The following is a 17978-nucleotide window of genomic DNA, read 5'->3' as shown; positions in this document are numbered from 1 at the left end:
AATAGCACATTTTCTACATACTATCCGCTGACAATTTAACAGTCAACAAGCACCATTATCATCAGATATCGTATAATTAAAAAATCACGCACAGGTGGGGAGAGGGGGTGATATATTAGCACTTACCACTACCCTTCATCTTTAAATGAACAACTCATAGAAAAATATAAAATATATCAAACGGTATTATCTCCTGTCGTGAGTTTCACCGTAAATTAAGTTTCGCATGTAACATTTCATCAGCATGCTTATGCACGATAATATTGGCCGACTATCGTCGGCCAATATTCCGATTACCTGCGCAGCAGTTTATTCAACAACGGCCCCAGTTCCACCAGCGATGCCGGGGAGAGGATATCGGCATGTTCACACGGCTGGGGATATTGCACCAGCGAGCTGACATACGGAGCCCAGGTCGCGGGAATATCCATTCCCTGCGGCACCGTGCGCGTTGCCACAAACAGCGTGGCTTCGCCGTCATAGCGCCACGAGCGTGCCGTTGACAGTAAACGCACCGCATCCTGATAGTTGGCGACGATATTGCCAAACATGGCGGCTCGCTCCGCACGCAATTGCGGGTCGTCCTCTGTCTCGGTGTCGGCCATAAAACCGGCCTGTTCGCGTTCAACCTCCTCACGGGCGTCGGCTTCATCCGGTGTACGCCAGTCCTGCCCTTCCGGCGGGTAGGTATCCAGCAAGCCGAGGAACGATACCGTTTCACCCGCCTGCTGCAACCGCGCGGCAATGCCATGCGCCAGCGTACCGCCCAGCGAGTACCCCAGCAGATAATAAGGCCCTTGCGGCTGGTGATGCCGGATGGTCGCCAGATGGCGCTCACACATGGCATCAAGATTGTCACACTGCGCTATCACCCCTTCTGGCCGGGGGGACTGCAACCCGACAATCGGGTAATCGCCGTTCAGGTAACGCAACAGGCCGCTATATTGCCAGGCAAAACCAGACGCCGGATGCAGGCAGAACAGCACCGGCCCCTGCCCGGCTCGCAACGGCAGGGTTTCACCGTTGCCATCCGAGAGGGTCTGCTCCGGGTTATCCTCCAGCAACAGCGCAATGCGCTCAACCGTGCGGGCGGCGATAATTTGCCCGACAGACACCGTGCGCTGCACCTGGCGGCGAATATCCGCCGCCAGACGCATCGCCAGCAGCGAATGGCCGCCCAGCGCGAAGAAGTCATCTTCCAGAGAAACGGCGTCGCAGGCCAGCAGCGCGCAAAACAGCGCGGCAACCGCACGCTGTGACGGCGTATTCGGAGCCTGCCCCTGAGCCTGACGGGCAACCGGCGCAGGCAGCGCTTTACGGTCAAGCTTGCCGTTTGCACTGAGCGGGAAGGCGTCCATCACCACATAATGCGCGGGCACCATGTGCGCCGGTAACTGCTGCGCCAGCGCCTGTTGTATGCGCTCAGGCTCAAGCGTTGTGTCCGCTTGTGCCACCAGCCAGGCCACCAGTTGACGGGCATCCGCGCCGTGCCATTGCCCGGCATCCCCCAGCGCACAGGCCCCGACGACAGCCTGCGCCACGCCGGGTTGCGCCAGCAACACCTGCTCAATTTCGCCCAGTTCGATACGCTGCCCGCGAATTTTCAACTGGTCATCGCTGCGCCCAAGGTATTCCACCGCGCCATCGTCCAGCCAGCGGGCAATATCGCCGGTGCGATACATGCGCTCGCCGCAGGCGAACGGGTCAGCCACAAAGCGGCTGGCGGTGAGCGACGGGCGGCGTAAGTAGCCCTGCGCCAGCTGCACACCGCACAGGTACAAGTCACCCGGTACGCCGGGCGGCACCGGTCGCAGGGCGCTATCGAGAATGCGCAGGCGGGTGTTCCACACCGGTCGCCCAATCGGGATACCCGGCAAGGCGCAATGCTCCAGCGCCGCACCAAACGCTGGCTGCCAGGTCACATCCACCGCCGCTTCCGTCGGGCCATACAAATTGTGCAGCTCGCTGCCCAGCAGGGACTGATAACTCAACGCCAGCTCACGAGACAAGGCTTCGCCGCTACAGAATACGCGGCGCAGGCTGGCACACCCGATGCTCTCACGCGGCCAGCGCTCCAGCGTACTGACCCAGGCGGCCAGCATCGACGGCACAAAATGCAGCGTGGTGACGCCATAGTCATCAATCAACTGGCGTATTGCCTGCGGGTCGCGGTGCGCCTGCGGCGGGGCCATCACCAGCCGGGCACCGGTCATCAACGGCCAGAAAAACTCCCAGACCGACACATCAAAACTGCATGGCGTTTTCTGCAACACCACATCATCCGCCTGTAGCGGGTACTGATGCTGCATCCACGCTAGCCGGTTAACAATCGCCTGATGCCCGACCACCACGCCTTTTGGCCGCCCGGTCGAGCCGGAGGTGTAAAGCACATACGCCGCCTGCTCAGGTTGTACCACAACCGGTGCATGACGCGGTTGCAGGCGCTCATCGGCAAGCGTGTCTAACAGCAGCAGCGGTGCCAGCGCGCTAAAGCGCGCCTGCTCCGCCTTTTCGGTGATGATAAGCCGGGGCGTGGCATCCTCCACCATCAACGCCAGCCGGTCGTCCGGGTAGCCGGTGTCCAGCGGCAGCCAGGCTGCGCCTATTTCCACGATGGCATACAGCGCCAGGCTCAAACGCACCGAGCGCGGCAACGCCACCGCCACGATATCGCCGGGCTGAACACCCGCGTCTATCAGCCGGTCGGCCAGCAGCCGGGTTTGTAACCGCACCTGCCGGTAGCGCAATTGGTGTTCGGCATCCACCAGCGCAATCAAATCAGGCGTGCGCCCGGCCTGCCCGGCCAGCGCCTGAGGCAATGTACCGGGCGGCAGCGGCCATTCGGTCTGGTTGGTGGCCTCCAGCAGCGCCAGCTCCTGCGGCAATAGCCAGTCCCAGTCCGATAACGCACGCTCTGGCGTCTCAATCAGTTGTGTCAGCAGCAGTAACAGCCGCTGCGCCAGTTGCTGCGGCTGTGCTACGCTTGCGCGATATTCCATCAACAGTTGCAGGCGCTGCCCCGGCAGCACCAAAAGCGTCAGCGGATAGTGGGTATAACCACGGTTAGTGACCGCCTCGCAGCGCAGCGCCTGGCCGGGCTGACTCAACGCCTCACCATCCGGGTAGTTCTCCACCACCAGCAGTGTGTCAAACAGCGTACCTCTACCGGCTATGTGCTGGATCTCGCCAAGCCCGATGTCGTCATGCTCCACCAGTTGAATTTGTTGCGCCTGTAATTCAGCCAGCTGCGCCAGTAGCGGGCGGTCAGCCTCAAAGCGTACCCGCACCGGTAAGGTGTTGCTAAACAGGCCGACATGCTGTTCGATGCCGTCAATCTGGCCAAAACGCCCGGACACCGGTGAGCCAAACACCACATCATCCGCGCCGCTACAGGCACTGAGCAGTAACCCCCAGACGCCTTGCATCACGGTATTGAGCGTGAGGCCAGACTGGCGACACAGCGCCAGCAGCCGTTGTTCCTGCTCCGGCGGCAGCGACAGCGCCAGTTCGCGCACCTCACCGGTGTGCGGGCCATCGCCAAACAGCAAGGTTGGCCGCGCCTCGGCCAGTACCTCGCGCCAGCGCTGGCGCGAGGCCTGCGCATCGCGGGCAGCCAGTTGGTGAATAATGTGGCTGTAAGGCACCGAAGGCGGTGTCAGCGCCGCCGGGCCCTGATACAGCGCGGTAAACAGCGCATGCAGGAAAACCGGCGTAGACCAGCCATCCACCACCAGGTGGTGAGCGTTCAAAAACAGGGTATGGCGCTCGCCGTCGGCATGGCTGACCAGTAACGCATGTAACAGCGAAGACGGCTGACAAAGCAAATCACGCGCCAGCTCCGCCTGCTCCATTTCCCGCAGGCATGCCTGCTCCTCTTCGGCGCTCATGGCCGCGAGCGTGCGGCTTTCCAGCGGCCAGTAGCTCACATCGTGGCGCAACAGCGGCAACAGTTGTAACGGCTGCGGCGTCAGCGTGGTGTCAAAACGCGCCGCCAGTTGTGGATACTGGCGCACCACGGCTTCCAGCGCCTGACGTAATTGCGATGCCGACAGCGGGCCGCGCAGCGACAAGCGGGTGAGTGAGTTATAGCTGCCGCTGTTGTCTGCCACCTGTGTGTGGAACAGCAATCCCTGCTGCAACGGCAACACCGGCAACACGGCTGCAAGCGGCCCGTAGTGCTGGCGCAGCGCATCCAGCGTGTTATCGCTGACCTCCGCCAGCGCCACCTCCGCGGCCACGCAAGTGTCATACTGCGCGTCCTGCCCGGTACGGTCGTGCCACTGAGCCAGCGCCGCTACCATTCCCTGATGCAGCGCGTCGATATCCTCGGGTGTGAACACCGCCTGCGCAAAGCCCCAGTGGATCGCCAGTTGCGGTTCCGCCCCCTGCTCATCAACAAAGATATTGATATCCAGCGGGTGCGACAGCGGCATATCCGGTGACTGGGTAACAGCAAAGGCATCGCGGAAATGGCGTGGGCTTTGCCGGGGTGCCCAGAGGCCGTCTTGTGAGTCGAAACGCCCGAGGTAGTTGAACAGCACCTCCGGCACGGCGTGTTCAAGGCTCGCCAGTGGGTTGCCGTTGTGCTCATCAAGATAGCGCAGAATACCGTAACCGATGCCATAGTCCGGCACGGCGCGCAAGGCGCGTTTTACCTGACGTAACTGCGCCGCCGGTTCATGCGGCGATTGTGCTGCCGGTTCAATCAGCACCGGGTATTCGGCGGTCAGCCAGCCGACGGTGCGGCTGGGATCAAGCCCGTCGGCACTGTCGCTGCGCCCGTGGGATTCCAGCATCAGGCGCAGCGGTTGCACGCCAAAACGCTGCTGACAGGCCGAAACAAACGCCGCCAGCAACACCTCATCAACCCGCGCCTGAAAACGCACAGGCAGCGTGGTCAGCACCGCCTGAGTCAGCCCGGCATCAAGGATGCGACGTTGCTGCCCGCGCGTGCCTTCACGATCGCGCACCGGGTCGAACGCCACGCGCCCGAGCCGCGCCAGCGCGGGGTTCATCACCGCCTGCCAGAAGGGCAGCTCGGCGCGGCGCGCCACAACCTGACTTTTCAGGCTGGCAGACCAGTCATACAACGAGCAACTTTCTGCGGGCAGCACGCACGATTGCCCAGCCATCGCCGCCATCGCCGCCTGACGCAGCTCCGGCAACAGAGTGCGCCATGACACGCCATCCACCACCAGATGATGCGCCACCAGCACCAAGGCGCACGCCTCTTCCGCACGCTGCAACAACACGGCGTGCGCCATGACGCCAGCAGCCGGATCAAGCCGGGCGACGGCATATTCAAACGCTTCATCGGCACACTGATCCAGCGTTTGCGACAGCGAAACCGGCCACACCGATTGCGCTATCGCTGGCGCAACTGATGCCTCAATCACCAACTGCCCGTCACGAAGAACCGCACACAACGCCGGATGAGCCTGCGCCAGCGCACGGCACGCCTGTGCCAGATGTTCTGCTTGCAGTGCGGGCGGCAATGATACAAACACGCCATGAGCAAAAAGCGTGTTCAGGCCCGCCTGCCGGGCAAAGCTGTGCACAATCGGCAAGCCATCCAGCACACCATAGCGTTGACTGGCGTTAATGGCCTGCTGCGTGTCAAGCGGTTGCAGCGCCTGCGCCATCCGCGCCGGTGTACGTTCGGCAAAGATTGTTTTCGGGCGCAGTACCCACCCTTCGCGGCGTAACAGCGTGCCAAGCCCCATGGCAGAAATACTGTCACCGCCGAGGGCGAAGAAATCCGCTTCAGCGCTCACGGTGGTGAGTTTCAGTAACCGGGCAATCGCCTGGCAGATCATCTGCTCGTGCGCGGTTTCGGGCGCACGCCCGACGGATTCCTGCGCCGGTTCAGGTTTGGGCAGCGCCTGACGGTCAATTTTGCCGTTTACCGTCAGCGGCAGTTCCGCCATCACCATCAGCACCGACGGCAGCATGTAATCCGGCAGGTGTTGCGCCAGTTGCTCTAGCAGGCGAGCAGCGATATCTGGCCGTTGCCGCTCGGCGGCATCAGGCAGCGAGCAGTAACCAATCAGGCGGTGCGTCGCGCCCAGCGGTTCGGCAATCACCACCGCGCTGCTGACCTGCTCGAGCGCCACCAGCGCATTCTCCACTTCACCGAGTTCAACGCGGAAGCCACGAATTTTAATTTGGTGATCGCTGCGGCCAATGAACGTCAGTTGCCCGTCATGACGCCAGCGCATCAAATCACCGGTGCGGTACATCACCGCGCCGGGAATAAACGGACAGGCGACAAAGCGGCTGGCGGTTAAATCCGGTCGATGCAAATACCCGCGCGCCAGCCCCGGCCCGGCGATATACAGCTCACCGGCCACGCCGACCGGCACCGGTTGCAGCGCATTATCCAGCAGCCACACCCGGGTGTTGGCGACCGGCTGGCCCAGCACCGGCTGGTCAGCCAGCGTCACGCGTGCGCCCAGCGTATCAATGGTGTATTCAGACGGCCCGTAATAGTTATGGATCTCCATCTGCGGATGCTGGCGCATCAGTTGCCACAGTCGCGGCGTGGCCGCCTCGCCGCCTATCATCACAAAGGCGGGCTGATGGTTATCGGCTTCCAGCAGGCCGCTGTCGATCATCTGGGTGAAAAACGACGGCGTAATGTCCAGCAGATCGATAGGCGTCTGCGTCAGGTGCTGTACCAGCGCCCAGGCGTCTTTGCGCAACTCTTCGTCGAAAATATGCAGCTCGCTGCCCATCATCATGCAAAACAGCGGCTCCCAGGAGGAATCAAACGAGAAGGAGGCGGTATGCCCGGCGCGCAAACGGCGACCGTGCTGTTTGGCAAAGCGCGCGATCGCCGGCCCGAACAGGAAACTGGAGTGAGACATCATCAGGTTCAGCAACCCGGCGTGGGTGCTCATCACCCCTTTGGGTTTTCCGGTCGAACCCGAGGTATAAATCATGTAAGCCAGATGCTCACCGCGCAGCGGCGTGCGCCGCTGTTGATCCGTCACCACCTCGCCAGACAAGCGGGCACAGACCGCCTGCCAGTGCGCATCATCCAGGCATTGCACCGGCGAAAGCGCCGGGATCTGCGCCTGCACGCGCTGGTGAGTGAGCACCATCGCTGGCTGTGCATCTTCGCACATCAGCGCCAGCCGCTCTTTGGGGTAATCGAGATCCAGCGGCATGTACGCCGCCCCGCAGGCCAGAACCCCGAAGATAGCCACCACCGAGTCTACCGAACGCGGCACCGCAATGGCGACCACTTCGCCGGGGCCAATGCCCTGCGCCATCAGCCACCGCGCCAGTTGCATTGCACGCGCCGACAACTGGCGATAGCTCAGCCGCACCTCACCGCACACCACCGCCAGCGCATCAGGCTGCTGCATTACCTGCTGTTGCAGGCAATCGAGCACGGTATGCAACGCCGGAGGGAGCGTCAGTTGCGGGCCTCGCCCCCAGCTGTCAATATTTCGCCACTCTTGCTCATCGAGCAACGGCAGGGTGCGAATATCCCGTTCCGGCTGTTGTGCCAGGCGTGTAATCAATGTTTCTAAACGCTGGGCGTGCGCCTGCAACGCGCTCGCGTCATACCGCGCCGGGTTGGCCACCAGCGTCAGTTGCAGTTGGCTGCCCTGCATGCCAAGGGTGAATTCCAGGTCGTCCACCGGCCCCATCGCCAGCACATGCGGCGTAACCGGCGTGTCGCCCAGCGTGATGTCGGTGTGGTACACCTTAACGTTAATCACCGGGCCATACAGCGCCTCGCTGCCACCCACCAGCCCCAGATCGCGCCGCAGTTGTTCGGCATCATAGCGCTGGTGGCGGCGCACGCGCTGAATTTCCGCCTGCACATCCCGCACCACGTCGGTTAGCGTCATCCCGGCCTGAATATGCAGTTGCAACGGCAGCACATTCACCACCGGCCCGGTGGCACTGAGCGCCGCCGACCCCATCCGGCGCATGAAAGGAAAGCCGACCGACAGGCGCGCGTCACCGCTCATGCGATGCAAATAGACCATCAGCGCAGCCATCACCACATCCGTCGCCTGTACCCGTGCGCCCAGTTGCTGCGCCAGCGACACCAACGGCGCGGCGGGCAGCGTCAACGCGTGGTGCAGATGGCGGGCGGCGGCGGGCGGCACCTCACCAATGTCTGCGGCCAGCGACACCGGCGCGGGCAAATCGCGGGCGTGCTGTTGCCAGAAAGCCGCATCACGCTGGTTATCTTCTGCATGTTGCCACGCCTGGTATTCTGCCACGACCTCGGCAAACGAGGTAAATGGCGACGGCGGTGGCGTTTCACCCCGCAAGCGCGCGTTATAAATCGTCACGATGCGTTGCGTCAGCGCCTCAAAGCTAAACCCGTCGAGCATCAGATGGTGAAAACGCTGATACCAGAACCAGCGTTCAGGGGCAGCCGACACCCGCATGATGACCTGTCGGTAAAGCGGCTGGTCGCCATCGGCTGGCAGCGCAGCGGCGAGATCGTCGTGCATCAGGGCAAAAGCGGCCTGCTCGCCATCATCGCGCGCACTCAAGTCGAGCACCTCTGCGGCAATGATGGCCGCACCGTCAGCCGGCTCAGGCAGCCATTGAACCGGCACGCCATCGGCATTCAGGCCAAAGCGGGCTTGTACGGTGTCAGCTTCCGCCAGCCCTTCGCGAATCGCTAAAGACAGGCAGGCTGGATCAATCGGGCCATGCAATTCCAGCGCATGGGCTACGGTAAACACATTCGGTTCGCTGGCGATTTGTTCCGCCATCCAGATACCGGGCTGGGCTGCCACTAACGGCAATTCGCGATACGCCGCGCCGTGCGCGGACGTTAAGCATGATTCTGACACGTTGTTTTCCTTACTCCCTCAACACACACCACGCTGACCGGCTTTCGGGTCAGGCTTCGTTCGCTTGCAGGACTGACGGGCGCATGTCCTGCCAATAGGTTTCGATGTACTCGATACAGGCGGCGCGCGGCTGTGGCCCAAATACGGCCTGCCACCCGTCGGGAACGGCGGCAAACATCGGCCACAGGCTGTACTGCTGCTGAGTGTTGATGAGCACCTGAAATGTCAGCCTGTCATCATCAAAGGGATTACATTGTTCCTGGCTCATGGTTGCTCCTGATTCATGGTGGTTACCTCGTGTGATAGGATGGCCGGGTCGTTTAACAGCCAGCTCAGGCCGTCAATCAGCCCGCCGCGCCAGCACAGCGTGTCATGTCCACCGGCGTACTCTCGCCAGTGAAGGCGATGTCCGGCGGCAGACAATGCCTGGCGCATTTGCTGGTTAACGAACGCAATATCGGCTTCACGCCGTCCGGCTTCCTGAAAAATCACCAGCGGCGTGGTGGTGCGTCCACCTTGCCGTACCTGATGGATTAACTGCCCCGGCTCCAGTGTGTCGCGCCGGTCAAAATCGGTAATAAAACGCACCTGCGGCCACCAGAATGAGCCGGACTGCGTAAGGATTCGTCCAAACCGCTCAGGCCAGTGCAACCCGGCATAGAGTGCCGCCAGCCCGCCATAGCTTTGGCCAGCCACCACGGTGCGGTCAGGATCTTCGCTAAATGGCGTTATTTGCGCCGCCTGCACAAGCAACTCCTGTTGTAGTGCCAGCCAGAACTCGGCGCAGCAGGGCAACTCGCGGCTGCGGGTCGGCATGTCAATGGCGTCTATCAACAGCCACACCGCCGGTGGCAGTGCACCGGCGGCGGTTTGAGCATCCAAAACCGCGAACACCGGTTTTTCTACCGCCCATTTCTGACCGTCGAGCAAAATCGCCAGCGGGCGTTGCGCGGGCTCGCGGCTATCGCCCGTGGTGTAGAGCCAGATACGGCGCTGGTTGCCGAGCCGCGGGCTGCGCCAGACAAACGTCGTCAGGCGTTTGACATCGGGTGCTGACGCCTTTCCGTAATCCACCACCTGCCAGGCGTGCTGTGGCAAGGCGTTTGGCATCTGGGCCAGCGAAAGCTGCGCTCCCCACGGCTGATAGCGGTTCAGCGGGTCGGCTATCGCGGCCTCAGACACGGAACGCCACCATGCCCGCTGCTGCTGCTCACACTGTTGGGCATCAGCACTGAACCGCGGTGGGCACTGCGCTGCCGACACCGGGATCAGTGAGTAACTGCCTCGCCAGTCACGCTCCAGCGCAACCGACCAGTGCCACACATCCGTGGCGGCTAAACGCTCCAGGCTTTGCGGGTCAAGGCTGTGATGATCGGTCACGCCGTTGACATCGGCATAGACCCGCACCGTCGTGGAGTGATGCTCATCACCCTGCGGGTCACGCCAAAAAAAAGTGGCCGTAACCCTGGCCTCATCCAGCGCTTCCACCAGCGGTGTACCTAACCCGGCAAGTTGCTGCCACCACGACTCGCTGCCAGCCTCGCGGGATGACAGCAATGCCGCGCTGAAGCCTGATGGCAGTACAGCCAACCGTTCAATGCTCTGGCTCATCCTGTAACGCCCTTACATTTGTTTAACAAAATTTATGCTTCACTTTAAACAATGACAAAACTATATATTGATACAAATCATATTGAGAACTATTTACATTTGCAATAAGATGCAGCCCTCGATGTCGGCCAGAGCATATCGGAGTGAACTCCGACAAAAATCAGTTTTGATAAACATCAAGATATTGATTTTAAAATAAACAACTTCAAAACCCAGGATGAAGACCCCGGCTGGCAACGAGGAGATAGGTAACACATAAAAAATAACGTTTTCTACAGGAGGGGCTCACTGATGCTACGCACCAGGAAGAAACAATTAATAAAACTAACGTCTTGGCAAAAAAACAGAAATAGCATGCCGGTTGTTTTCGCATCCACCGTATTACTGGCAACATCGGCCAATGCGGCACAAACCAACACCAGCACCGATACCATGGTGGTGGAGGCACGCGCAGGAGAAAGCGTGATCGCCCCGATGAAAGGGATCGTGGCAAAAGAGAGCGCATCTGGCACCAAGACCAGCGTACCGCTCATCAAAACGCCGCAATCGATAACCGTTGTCACCCGTGACCAGATGGATGCGCAGGCGGTTTCCTCAGTTTCTGATGCACTCAACTACTCCAGTGGCGTTCTCACCAATTATCGCGGCTCATCCAACCGAAATGATGAAGTGATTACGCGCGGCTTTCGTTACGCGCCCAAGTTTCTTGATGGGCTGAGCTATGGCCTGAGCGGGCAAGGGGCTGCATTAGGGAAAATTGACCCGTGGCTGCTTGAGCGGGTTGAACTGGTACATGGGCCTGCGTCCGTACTCTACGGTCAGGTCAACCCCGGCGGGCTTATCAGCATGACCAGCAAACGCCCCACCGCTGAAACCATCCGTAAAGTTCAGTTCAGCACAGGCAACCAGCATCTGGGCGAGGCGGCGTTTGATTTTGGCGGCGCACTCAACGATGACAAAACCCTGCTCTACCGCCTGAATGGTATTGGCAGTACCCGCAATGAATTTGTCAATGATTACAAGCAGCAGCGTGTCGCCATCGCCCCGGCGCTGACCTGGCTGCCCAACAGCGATACCAGCTTCACCCTGTTAACCAGCTACCAAAATGACCCTAAAGCAGGCTACCGTAATTTCCTGCCCAAAATCGGGACAGTCACCGAAGCCAGTGCGGGTTATGTGCCCTATGACATGAATGTCAGCGATCCGCACTACAGCCGTTCTAAACGTGAACAAATCGGCCTCGGCTATATTTTCGACCATTCCTTTAACGACAACGTCTCTTTTCAGCAAAACTTCCGCTATTCACAGTTGAAAGAGCGCTATAAATATCTGGTTTACACTTGGAGTAACCCAGAAATCTCCGACACATCACTGTCTCGACGTCAGGTACGTGAAGAGTTGAACGCAGATGAAATGGGGCTGGATAATCAGCTCAAGATCAAACTGGCGACAGGTGATGTAGAACATACGCTGTTAAGCGGCCTTGATTACAAATGGCAGGATCGCGATTACAACTACTGGCGTAATGGTGGCAATCAATACAACTTTGACTGGTCAAAACCGAACTATGATGGTTCCTATCTGGTCAGTGACAGTCAGTTAGCACTCAATCAGTCTCACAAGAAGAAACTCAATCAACTGGGTGTTTATCTGCAAGACCAGATGGAGTGGAATCAGTGGAATTTACTGCTGTCCGGGCGTCATGACTGGAGTGAAATACGCACACAAGATCGCACCACCGGCACCACGACCCAGCAAAACGATGGTAAATTCACCGGCCGTGCCGGTTTGTTGTATGCCTTCGACAACGGAATTTCTCCCTACGCCAGCTATAGCACCTCATTCGAACCTAACCTCGATTCTGGCGCACCCGGTACTCCGGCTTTTAAACCAACCACCGGTGAACAAAAAGAGGTGGGGATAAAATTCCAGCCTAAAGGCAGTAATACCCTGCTAAGCGTATCGCTGTTTGATATCACGCAGAAAAATATCACCACTTACAACAGCGTAACCCAATACAACGAGCAGATCGGTAAAGTCACGTCCCAAGGGGTAGAAACGGAACTCCGCACCCAGTTAACTCCGGCTATTAGCCTGATGGCCGCCTACACCTATACCGATGCGGTGACGAAAGAGAGCAACACGGCAAGCCAGGTCAACAAGTCGCCGTCATCTATCCCGCGCCATACCGCCTCGACCTGGGGCAGTTACACCGTTCAGGATGGCCTGCTGAAAGGCACCACATTCGGCACGGGTGTGCGTTATATCGGCACCACCTATGGCGATAACGCCGAGAGCTTCAAAGTACCGGCTTACACCTTGTATGACGCCATGGCCCGTTACGACTTGGGCGAGGCCTCAGCCAGCCTGAAAGGCGCTACGGTGCAGTTGAACGTCAATAACCTGACCGACAAGCACTATGTAGCGTCATGCGGCGGTGAGGCGGCCTGCTTCTACGGCAGCGGGCGCACTGTTGTCGCCACCGTCAATTACAGCTGGTAACACCGGGTCATGGACGACACCACCACAGGGTGGGCAACTGCCCTGTGGTGACATCGTACCGACAGGTTCACTCATAGCCCTTTTTATTCACCCACGACAAAAGGAGCGCACCGTGTCAATCGCTGCTACCCCGTCTTCCTCGCTGGATGCCCGTCAGCTCCAGCCTGAGGATTTTCTGTTTTTGTCACCGGAACACCATCAGCACGCCTGTGCCAGCCTGTATGCGCGTGGGTGCTACGCTGATTTCTCACCGGTGCTGGAGCACGCCAGCCAGTCACCGGGCGAGCTCACGCAACAACTGATGACACATTTTCATGCCGCACGCCGCGAAGGGATTACCCGCCCGGTGCTGGTTGGGGCCATTCCGTTTGACAAGCGTCAGCCTGCCCGGCTGTTTATCCCTCAGCATACCCAGTGGTTTGCACGCCACACCCTGAGTGATGACGCCCCAGCGGCAACGCCACTGAAAGTGAACACGGTTCGCGAAATACCGGAAAAAGATCGCTTCTGTCAGATGGTCAGCGCCGGTGTCGCCGCCACGCGCAGCGGCGAGCTCGATAAAATCGTCCTGTCTCGCCTGTTGGATATCGACACCGCACAACCGCTCAACTCCATGCGCCTGTTGCTGCAACTCAATTTGCAAAATCCCTGGAGTTATAATTTCCATGTTCCGCTGGGGAAGGGAGCGGCGCTTATTGGTGCCAGCCCGGAACTGCTGTTACACCAGCAAGGTGAGCAGATCCTCACCCAGCCGTTAGCCGGTTCAGCTCACCGCAGCGCCGACCCGCAAGAAGATAACCAGTTGCGGCGCACATTGATGGCATCGGCCAAGGACAGGCATGAACATCGGCTGGTTATTGATGACATCCGCCGGGTATTGGCCCCCTACTGCACGACGCTCGAGATTCCTGATACCCCCACGTTGCTGAGTACGCCCGTTTTGTGGCATCTGGCAAGCCGCATTCAGGGCACGCTCAACGACCCACAGCTCAATGCCCTCACCCTCGCGTGCCTGTTGCACCCGACACCGGCGCTATGTGGCGTACCTTATGACGCCGCGCGCACGCGTATCGCCGAGCTTGAGCCCTTTAACCGTGGTTTATTTGGCGGCATTGTCGGCTGGTGTGATGAACACGGTCAGGGACAATGGGTGGTAACGATTCGCTGTGGTGAAGTACAGGGTCAACGGGTAAGGCTGTTTGCCGGAGCCGGTATCGTGCCTGACTCACAGCCGCTGTCAGAATGGCATGAAACCGGTGTCAAATTGAGCACCATGCTGCGCGCATTTGGTCTGAGTCAGAGTCAGGAGTGTGCAGCATGATGACTGAATTCACCCGCTGGCCTGCCGAGCTGGAACAACGCTATCGAAAGCAGGGTTACTGGCTGGACTTACCGCTGTGCGATATTCTCACCCGCCATGCCGGAAGCCATGCCATCGCGCTTATCGATGGCGAGCGAACCCTCAGCTACCAGCAAATGAACCAACAGGTCGCGCAACTGGCCAGCGCCCTGCAACGCCGCGGGCTTAAACCGGGGCAAACGGCGCTGGTTCAGCTCGGCAATGTGGCTGAGTTTTATCTGGTGTTCTTCGCGTTGCTGCGCGCCGGTATCGTGCCGGTCAACGCGCTGTTCAACCATCAGCGCAGCGAACTGTGTGCCTATGCCGACCAAATCGCCCCGGCGCTGCTGATTGCCGACCGCCGCCACCCGCTGTTCGCCGACGGTAACTTTATTGATGAATTACGCCAGCGCTGCCCATCGTTACAGCACGTCATTATGCATAATGAGGCAGAGTGCGCGCAGAGTCTGTCATCGCTTTTGCAAACAGACGACGCGCCGCTGCCTGCGACCGGCACCCCGGCGGATGATGTGGCTTTCTTCCAGCTTTCCGGCGGCAGTACCGGCACGCCAAAGCTCATCCCCCGCACCCACAACGATTACTACTACAGCATTCGCGCAAGCGCTGAGATCTGCCAGGTCAGTGCGCAAACCCGTTTTCTGTGTGCACTGCCGGCGGCGCATAACTACCCGCTCAGCTCACCCGGTGCGCTCGGGGTGTTTTACGCTGGTGGCACCGTAGTAATGGCAAGCGATCCCAGCCCGGAGCACTGCTTTGCACTGATAGCACGCCACAAGATAACCCTGACCGCCCTGGTGCCCCCGGCGGTCACTCTGTGGCTGGAAGCAGCAGCGCTCGCTGAGCAACGCCAGGCGTTATCCAGCCTGCAAGTGCTGCAAGTCGGCGGCGCACGCCTTGGCGAAGCGTTAGCACGGCGAATTCCAGCCGAGCTGGGCTGCCAGCTCCAGCAAGTCTTTGGTATGGCCGAAGGGCTGGTGAATTACACCCGTCTGGACGATGACGACACCCTCTGCTTTACCACTCAGGGCCGCCCTATCAGTGAAGATGATGAGGTTTGGGTGGCTGATGCCAACGGCAATCCGCTGGCCTATGGCGAAGCAGGCCGCCTGATGACACGCGGGCCTTACACCTTCCGCGGTTACTACCGCAGCCCGGAACATAACCAGCAGGTTTTTGACGCCAATGGTTTTTACTGCTCCGGCGATGTGGTGATCCAGCGCGCCGACGGTTACCTACAGGTCGTTGGCCGTGAAAAAGACCAAATCAATCGCGGTGGCGAAAAAATTGCCGCCGAAGAGATAGAGAACCTGTTACTGCGCCACCCTCAGATTCTCAATGTCGCACTGGTCGCCGTACCCGACCCCGTTATGGGCGAAAAAAGCTGGGCCTTTGTTGTTGCCCGTGAGCCGGTTAAAAGCGTGGTGTTACGACGTCATCTGCGCGAACAGGGCATCGCCGACTACAAACTGCCCGACCGGTTTGAACACCTGCCCACGCTGCCAGAAACCGCCGTGGGCAAAATCGATAAACAACGGTTGCGCCAGTTGGCGCAGCAATCGCTAACCGCCGCGAACGCAGGAGAATAAATCATGGCTATTCCGATGCTTAACAGTTACCCGCTTCCTACCAAGGCCGAGTTGCCGGTCAACAAAGTCAAGTGGCAGGTTGAATCACACCGTGCTGCCCTGCTGATTCACGATATGCAGAACTATTTTCTGAACTTCTGGGAAACCAGCAGCCCGCTGACGGCACAACTGATTGCCAATATCGTGCGTATCCGCCAGCTTTGCCATCAGCTTGGCATCCCGGTGTTCTATACCGCGCAGCCGAATGCGCAAAGCGATAAAGACCGGGCGTTGCTGAATGACATGTGGGGGCCGGGGCTCAACCGCCACCCGGATCAACAACAAATTACTGCCGCACTCACACCGGATGAGTGCGATACAGTGCTGGTGAAGTGGCGCTACAGCGCGTTTCACCGCTCCGATCTGGAACAACGCCTGCACACCGCTGGCCGCGACCAGTTAATCATTTGTGGGGTTTACGCCCATATCGGTTGCCTGACCACCGCCACCGATGCGTTCATGCGTGATATCCAGCCGTTCATGGTAGCCGATGCGCTGGCCGACTTTTCGCGCGAAGAACACATGATGGCGTTACGCTACACCGCTGGCCGCTGTGGCCGCGTTCTGGATAGCGAGCAGTTACTCAGCGAATTAACAGCACAGCCGGATAACAGCCTGACCCGCCTGCGCGCCGAGTTATTGCCATTACTGGATGGCGATGCCGACCCGGCTGACGATGAAAACTTGCTCGATTACGGCCTTGATTCAGTCAGCATCATGTCGCTGGTGACTCGCTGGCGTCAGCAAGGCCATGATGTTGATTTCGTCACGCTGGTGAAAAAGCCGACCTTACGCCACTGGCACCAGTTATTGATGCAGGTCAGGGAGGAAGCATGAGTATCCGCGCAGATTTCAGCGGCAAACAGGTGTGGATAACCGGTGCCGGACGCGGCATCGGGTATGATATTGCCTGTCGTTTTCTTGAGGCCGGGGCGGACGTCACCGGTTTTGACCTCGCGTTTCCCGGCGACACCCCGGCCTTTCGCGCCATTGCGCTGGATATCGGTGATGCCGCTGCGGTGGCGGATGCCTGTGCCACACTGCTGGCTCACACGCCCCGGCTTGATGTTCTGGTTAATGGCGCGGGGATCTTGCGCATGGGGGCGACCGAAGCGCTCAGCCAGGCTGACTGGCAGGACTGCCTGCGGGTTAACGCGGGGGAGCCTTTCACCTGTTTCAGGCGCCTGATCCCACAGTTTCAGCAGCAACGTGCGGGTGCCATCATCACGATAGGCTCCAATGCCGCCCATGTGCCACGGGTTGGCATGGCGGCTTACTGTGCCTCAAAAGCCGCGCTGCGCAGCCTGTGCCTGACCGCAGGTCTGGAGCTGGCTGCGTATGGCGTGCGCTGCAATCTGGTGTCACCGGGGTCAACCGATACCCCGATGCAACGCAGCCTGTGGCATTCGGCCGATGCCGAACAGCACACCATCAACGGTTTCCCGAATCAATTTAAGCTGGGTATTCCTCTTGGCAAAATTGCGCAGCCACGGGAAATAACCGATACGGTGCTGTTTCTGGCCAGTGAATCCGCCAGTCACATTACCTTGCAGGACATTGTTATCGACGGTGGCGCAACGCTGGGTGCCTGATGAGCAGAGAAAGCAAAAGCAGTGTTATCTGGCAACGCGAGGCATCACTTGACGCACTCAATCAGATGGCCGATGCCAGCCTGCTCTCCCACCTGGGTATCCGGTTTACCGGCATAACGGCGCGCAGCCTTGAAGCAACGCTGCCAGTGGATGCGCGCACCCGCCAGCCGTTTGGCCTGTTGCACGGTGGTGCGGCAGTGGTGCTGGCAGAATCGCTCGGCTCGATGGCGAGTTGGTTATGTAGCAAGCCGGGAGCCAGCGTGGTCGGCACGGAAATCAATGCCAGCCACCTGCGGGCGGTAACGGAGGGCGACGTGCGCGGCATTTGCCAGCCGCTACATCTGGGAACTCGTTCACAGGTATGGCAAACCGAGATAGTTGATAGCCATGGTCGTTGCTGTTGCATTGCCCGGCTCACCACCACTATCATGCAGCCATAATCGCGCGATAGACCGTTGAG

General features: G+C 59.5%; 9 protein-coding genes. 6 read left to right on the top strand and 3 right to left on the bottom strand.

The window, feature by feature from the left end; all coding sequences use genetic code 11:
• Positions 1-293: 293 nt before the first annotated feature.
• Genes DAQ1742_RS05780 through fes form a run of 3 tightly spaced genes read right to left on the bottom strand, consistent with a single transcriptional unit; the run spans position 294 to position 10439 of the window.
• Complete coding sequence (locus tag DAQ1742_RS05780) at positions 294-8828, bottom strand: amino acid adenylation domain-containing protein (protein ID WP_035343297.1); 8535 nt, start codon at positions 8826-8828, stop codon at positions 294-296.
• Positions 8829-8877: 49 nt separating this feature from the next.
• Complete coding sequence (locus DAQ1742_RS05775) at positions 8878-9096, bottom strand: MbtH family protein (protein WP_035343298.1); 219 nt, start codon at positions 9094-9096, stop codon at positions 8878-8880.
• Positions 9093-10439 (bottom strand): enterochelin esterase, encoded by a 1347-nt coding sequence (gene fes / locus DAQ1742_RS05770; protein ID WP_051124098.1) that lies wholly within the window; start codon positions 10437-10439, stop codon positions 9093-9095. Before fes ends, DAQ1742_RS05775 begins: the two co-directional genes overlap by 4 nt.
• 291 nt (positions 10440-10730) lie before the next feature.
• Between fes and DAQ1742_RS05765 the strand changes: the two genes are divergently transcribed.
• From DAQ1742_RS05765 to DAQ1742_RS05740, 6 genes are all read left to right on the top strand, one after another.
• Positions 10731-12941 (top strand): TonB-dependent siderophore receptor, encoded by a 2211-nt coding sequence (locus DAQ1742_RS05765; RefSeq protein WP_035343300.1) that lies wholly within the window; start codon positions 10731-10733, stop codon positions 12939-12941.
• Between the two features lie 112 nt (positions 12942-13053).
• The gene (locus DAQ1742_RS05760) at positions 13054-14262 is read left to right on the top strand and encodes an isochorismate synthase (RefSeq protein ID WP_035343302.1); all 1209 of its coding nucleotides are present in this window, start codon (positions 13054-13056) and stop codon (positions 14260-14262) included.
• Positions 14259-15887: a (2,3-dihydroxybenzoyl)adenylate synthase gene (locus DAQ1742_RS05755; protein ID WP_035343304.1), complete on the top strand. Its 1629-nt coding sequence runs from the start codon at positions 14259-14261 to the stop codon at positions 15885-15887. Before DAQ1742_RS05760 ends, DAQ1742_RS05755 begins: the two co-directional genes overlap by 4 nt.
• Positions 15888-15890: 3 nt before the next feature.
• Positions 15891-16763: an isochorismatase gene (locus DAQ1742_RS05750; protein WP_035343306.1), complete on the top strand. Its 873-nt coding sequence runs from the start codon at positions 15891-15893 to the stop codon at positions 16761-16763.
• A complete protein-coding gene (dhbA, locus tag DAQ1742_RS05745; RefSeq protein WP_180706252.1) occupies positions 16760-17518 on the top strand; it encodes a 2,3-dihydro-2,3-dihydroxybenzoate dehydrogenase in 759 nt (252 codons plus the stop codon). Before DAQ1742_RS05750 ends, dhbA begins: the two co-directional genes overlap by 4 nt.
• Complete coding sequence (locus tag DAQ1742_RS05740; RefSeq protein WP_035343310.1) at positions 17518-17958, top strand: hotdog fold thioesterase; 441 nt, start codon at positions 17518-17520, stop codon at positions 17956-17958. The genes dhbA and DAQ1742_RS05740 overlap by 1 nt, the downstream gene beginning before the upstream one ends.
• Positions 17959-17978: the final 20 nt, after the last annotated feature.

Source organism: Dickeya aquatica, from assembly GCF_900095885.1.
Lineage (GTDB): Bacteria > Pseudomonadota > Gammaproteobacteria > Enterobacterales > Enterobacteriaceae > Dickeya > Dickeya aquatica.
The sequence above is the reverse complement of the archived record's forward strand: the minus strand, read 5'-3'. Positions and strand labels throughout refer to the sequence as shown.

What these genes read in the sequence shown, in the direction of transcription:
- DAQ1742_RS05775 (WP_035343298.1), bottom strand. Translation starts at nt 9,096, where the DNA reads ATGAGCCAGGAACAATGTAATCCCTTTGATGATGACAGGCTGACATTT.
- fes (WP_051124098.1), bottom strand. Translation starts at nt 10,439, where the DNA reads ATGAGCCAGAGCATTGAACGGTTGGCTGTACTGCCATCAGGCTTCAGC.
- DAQ1742_RS05765 (WP_035343300.1), top strand. Translation starts at nt 10,731, where the DNA reads ATGCTACGCACCAGGAAGAAACAATTAATAAAACTAACGTCTTGGCAA.
- DAQ1742_RS05755 (WP_035343304.1), top strand. Translation starts at nt 14,259, where the DNA reads ATGATGACTGAATTCACCCGCTGGCCTGCCGAGCTGGAACAACGCTAT.
- DAQ1742_RS05750 (WP_035343306.1), top strand. Translation starts at nt 15,891, where the DNA reads ATGGCTATTCCGATGCTTAACAGTTACCCGCTTCCTACCAAGGCCGAG.
- dhbA (WP_180706252.1), top strand. Translation starts at nt 16,760, where the DNA reads ATGAGTATCCGCGCAGATTTCAGCGGCAAACAGGTGTGGATAACCGGT.
- DAQ1742_RS05740 (WP_035343310.1), top strand. Translation starts at nt 17,518, where the DNA reads ATGAGCAGAGAAAGCAAAAGCAGTGTTATCTGGCAACGCGAGGCATCA.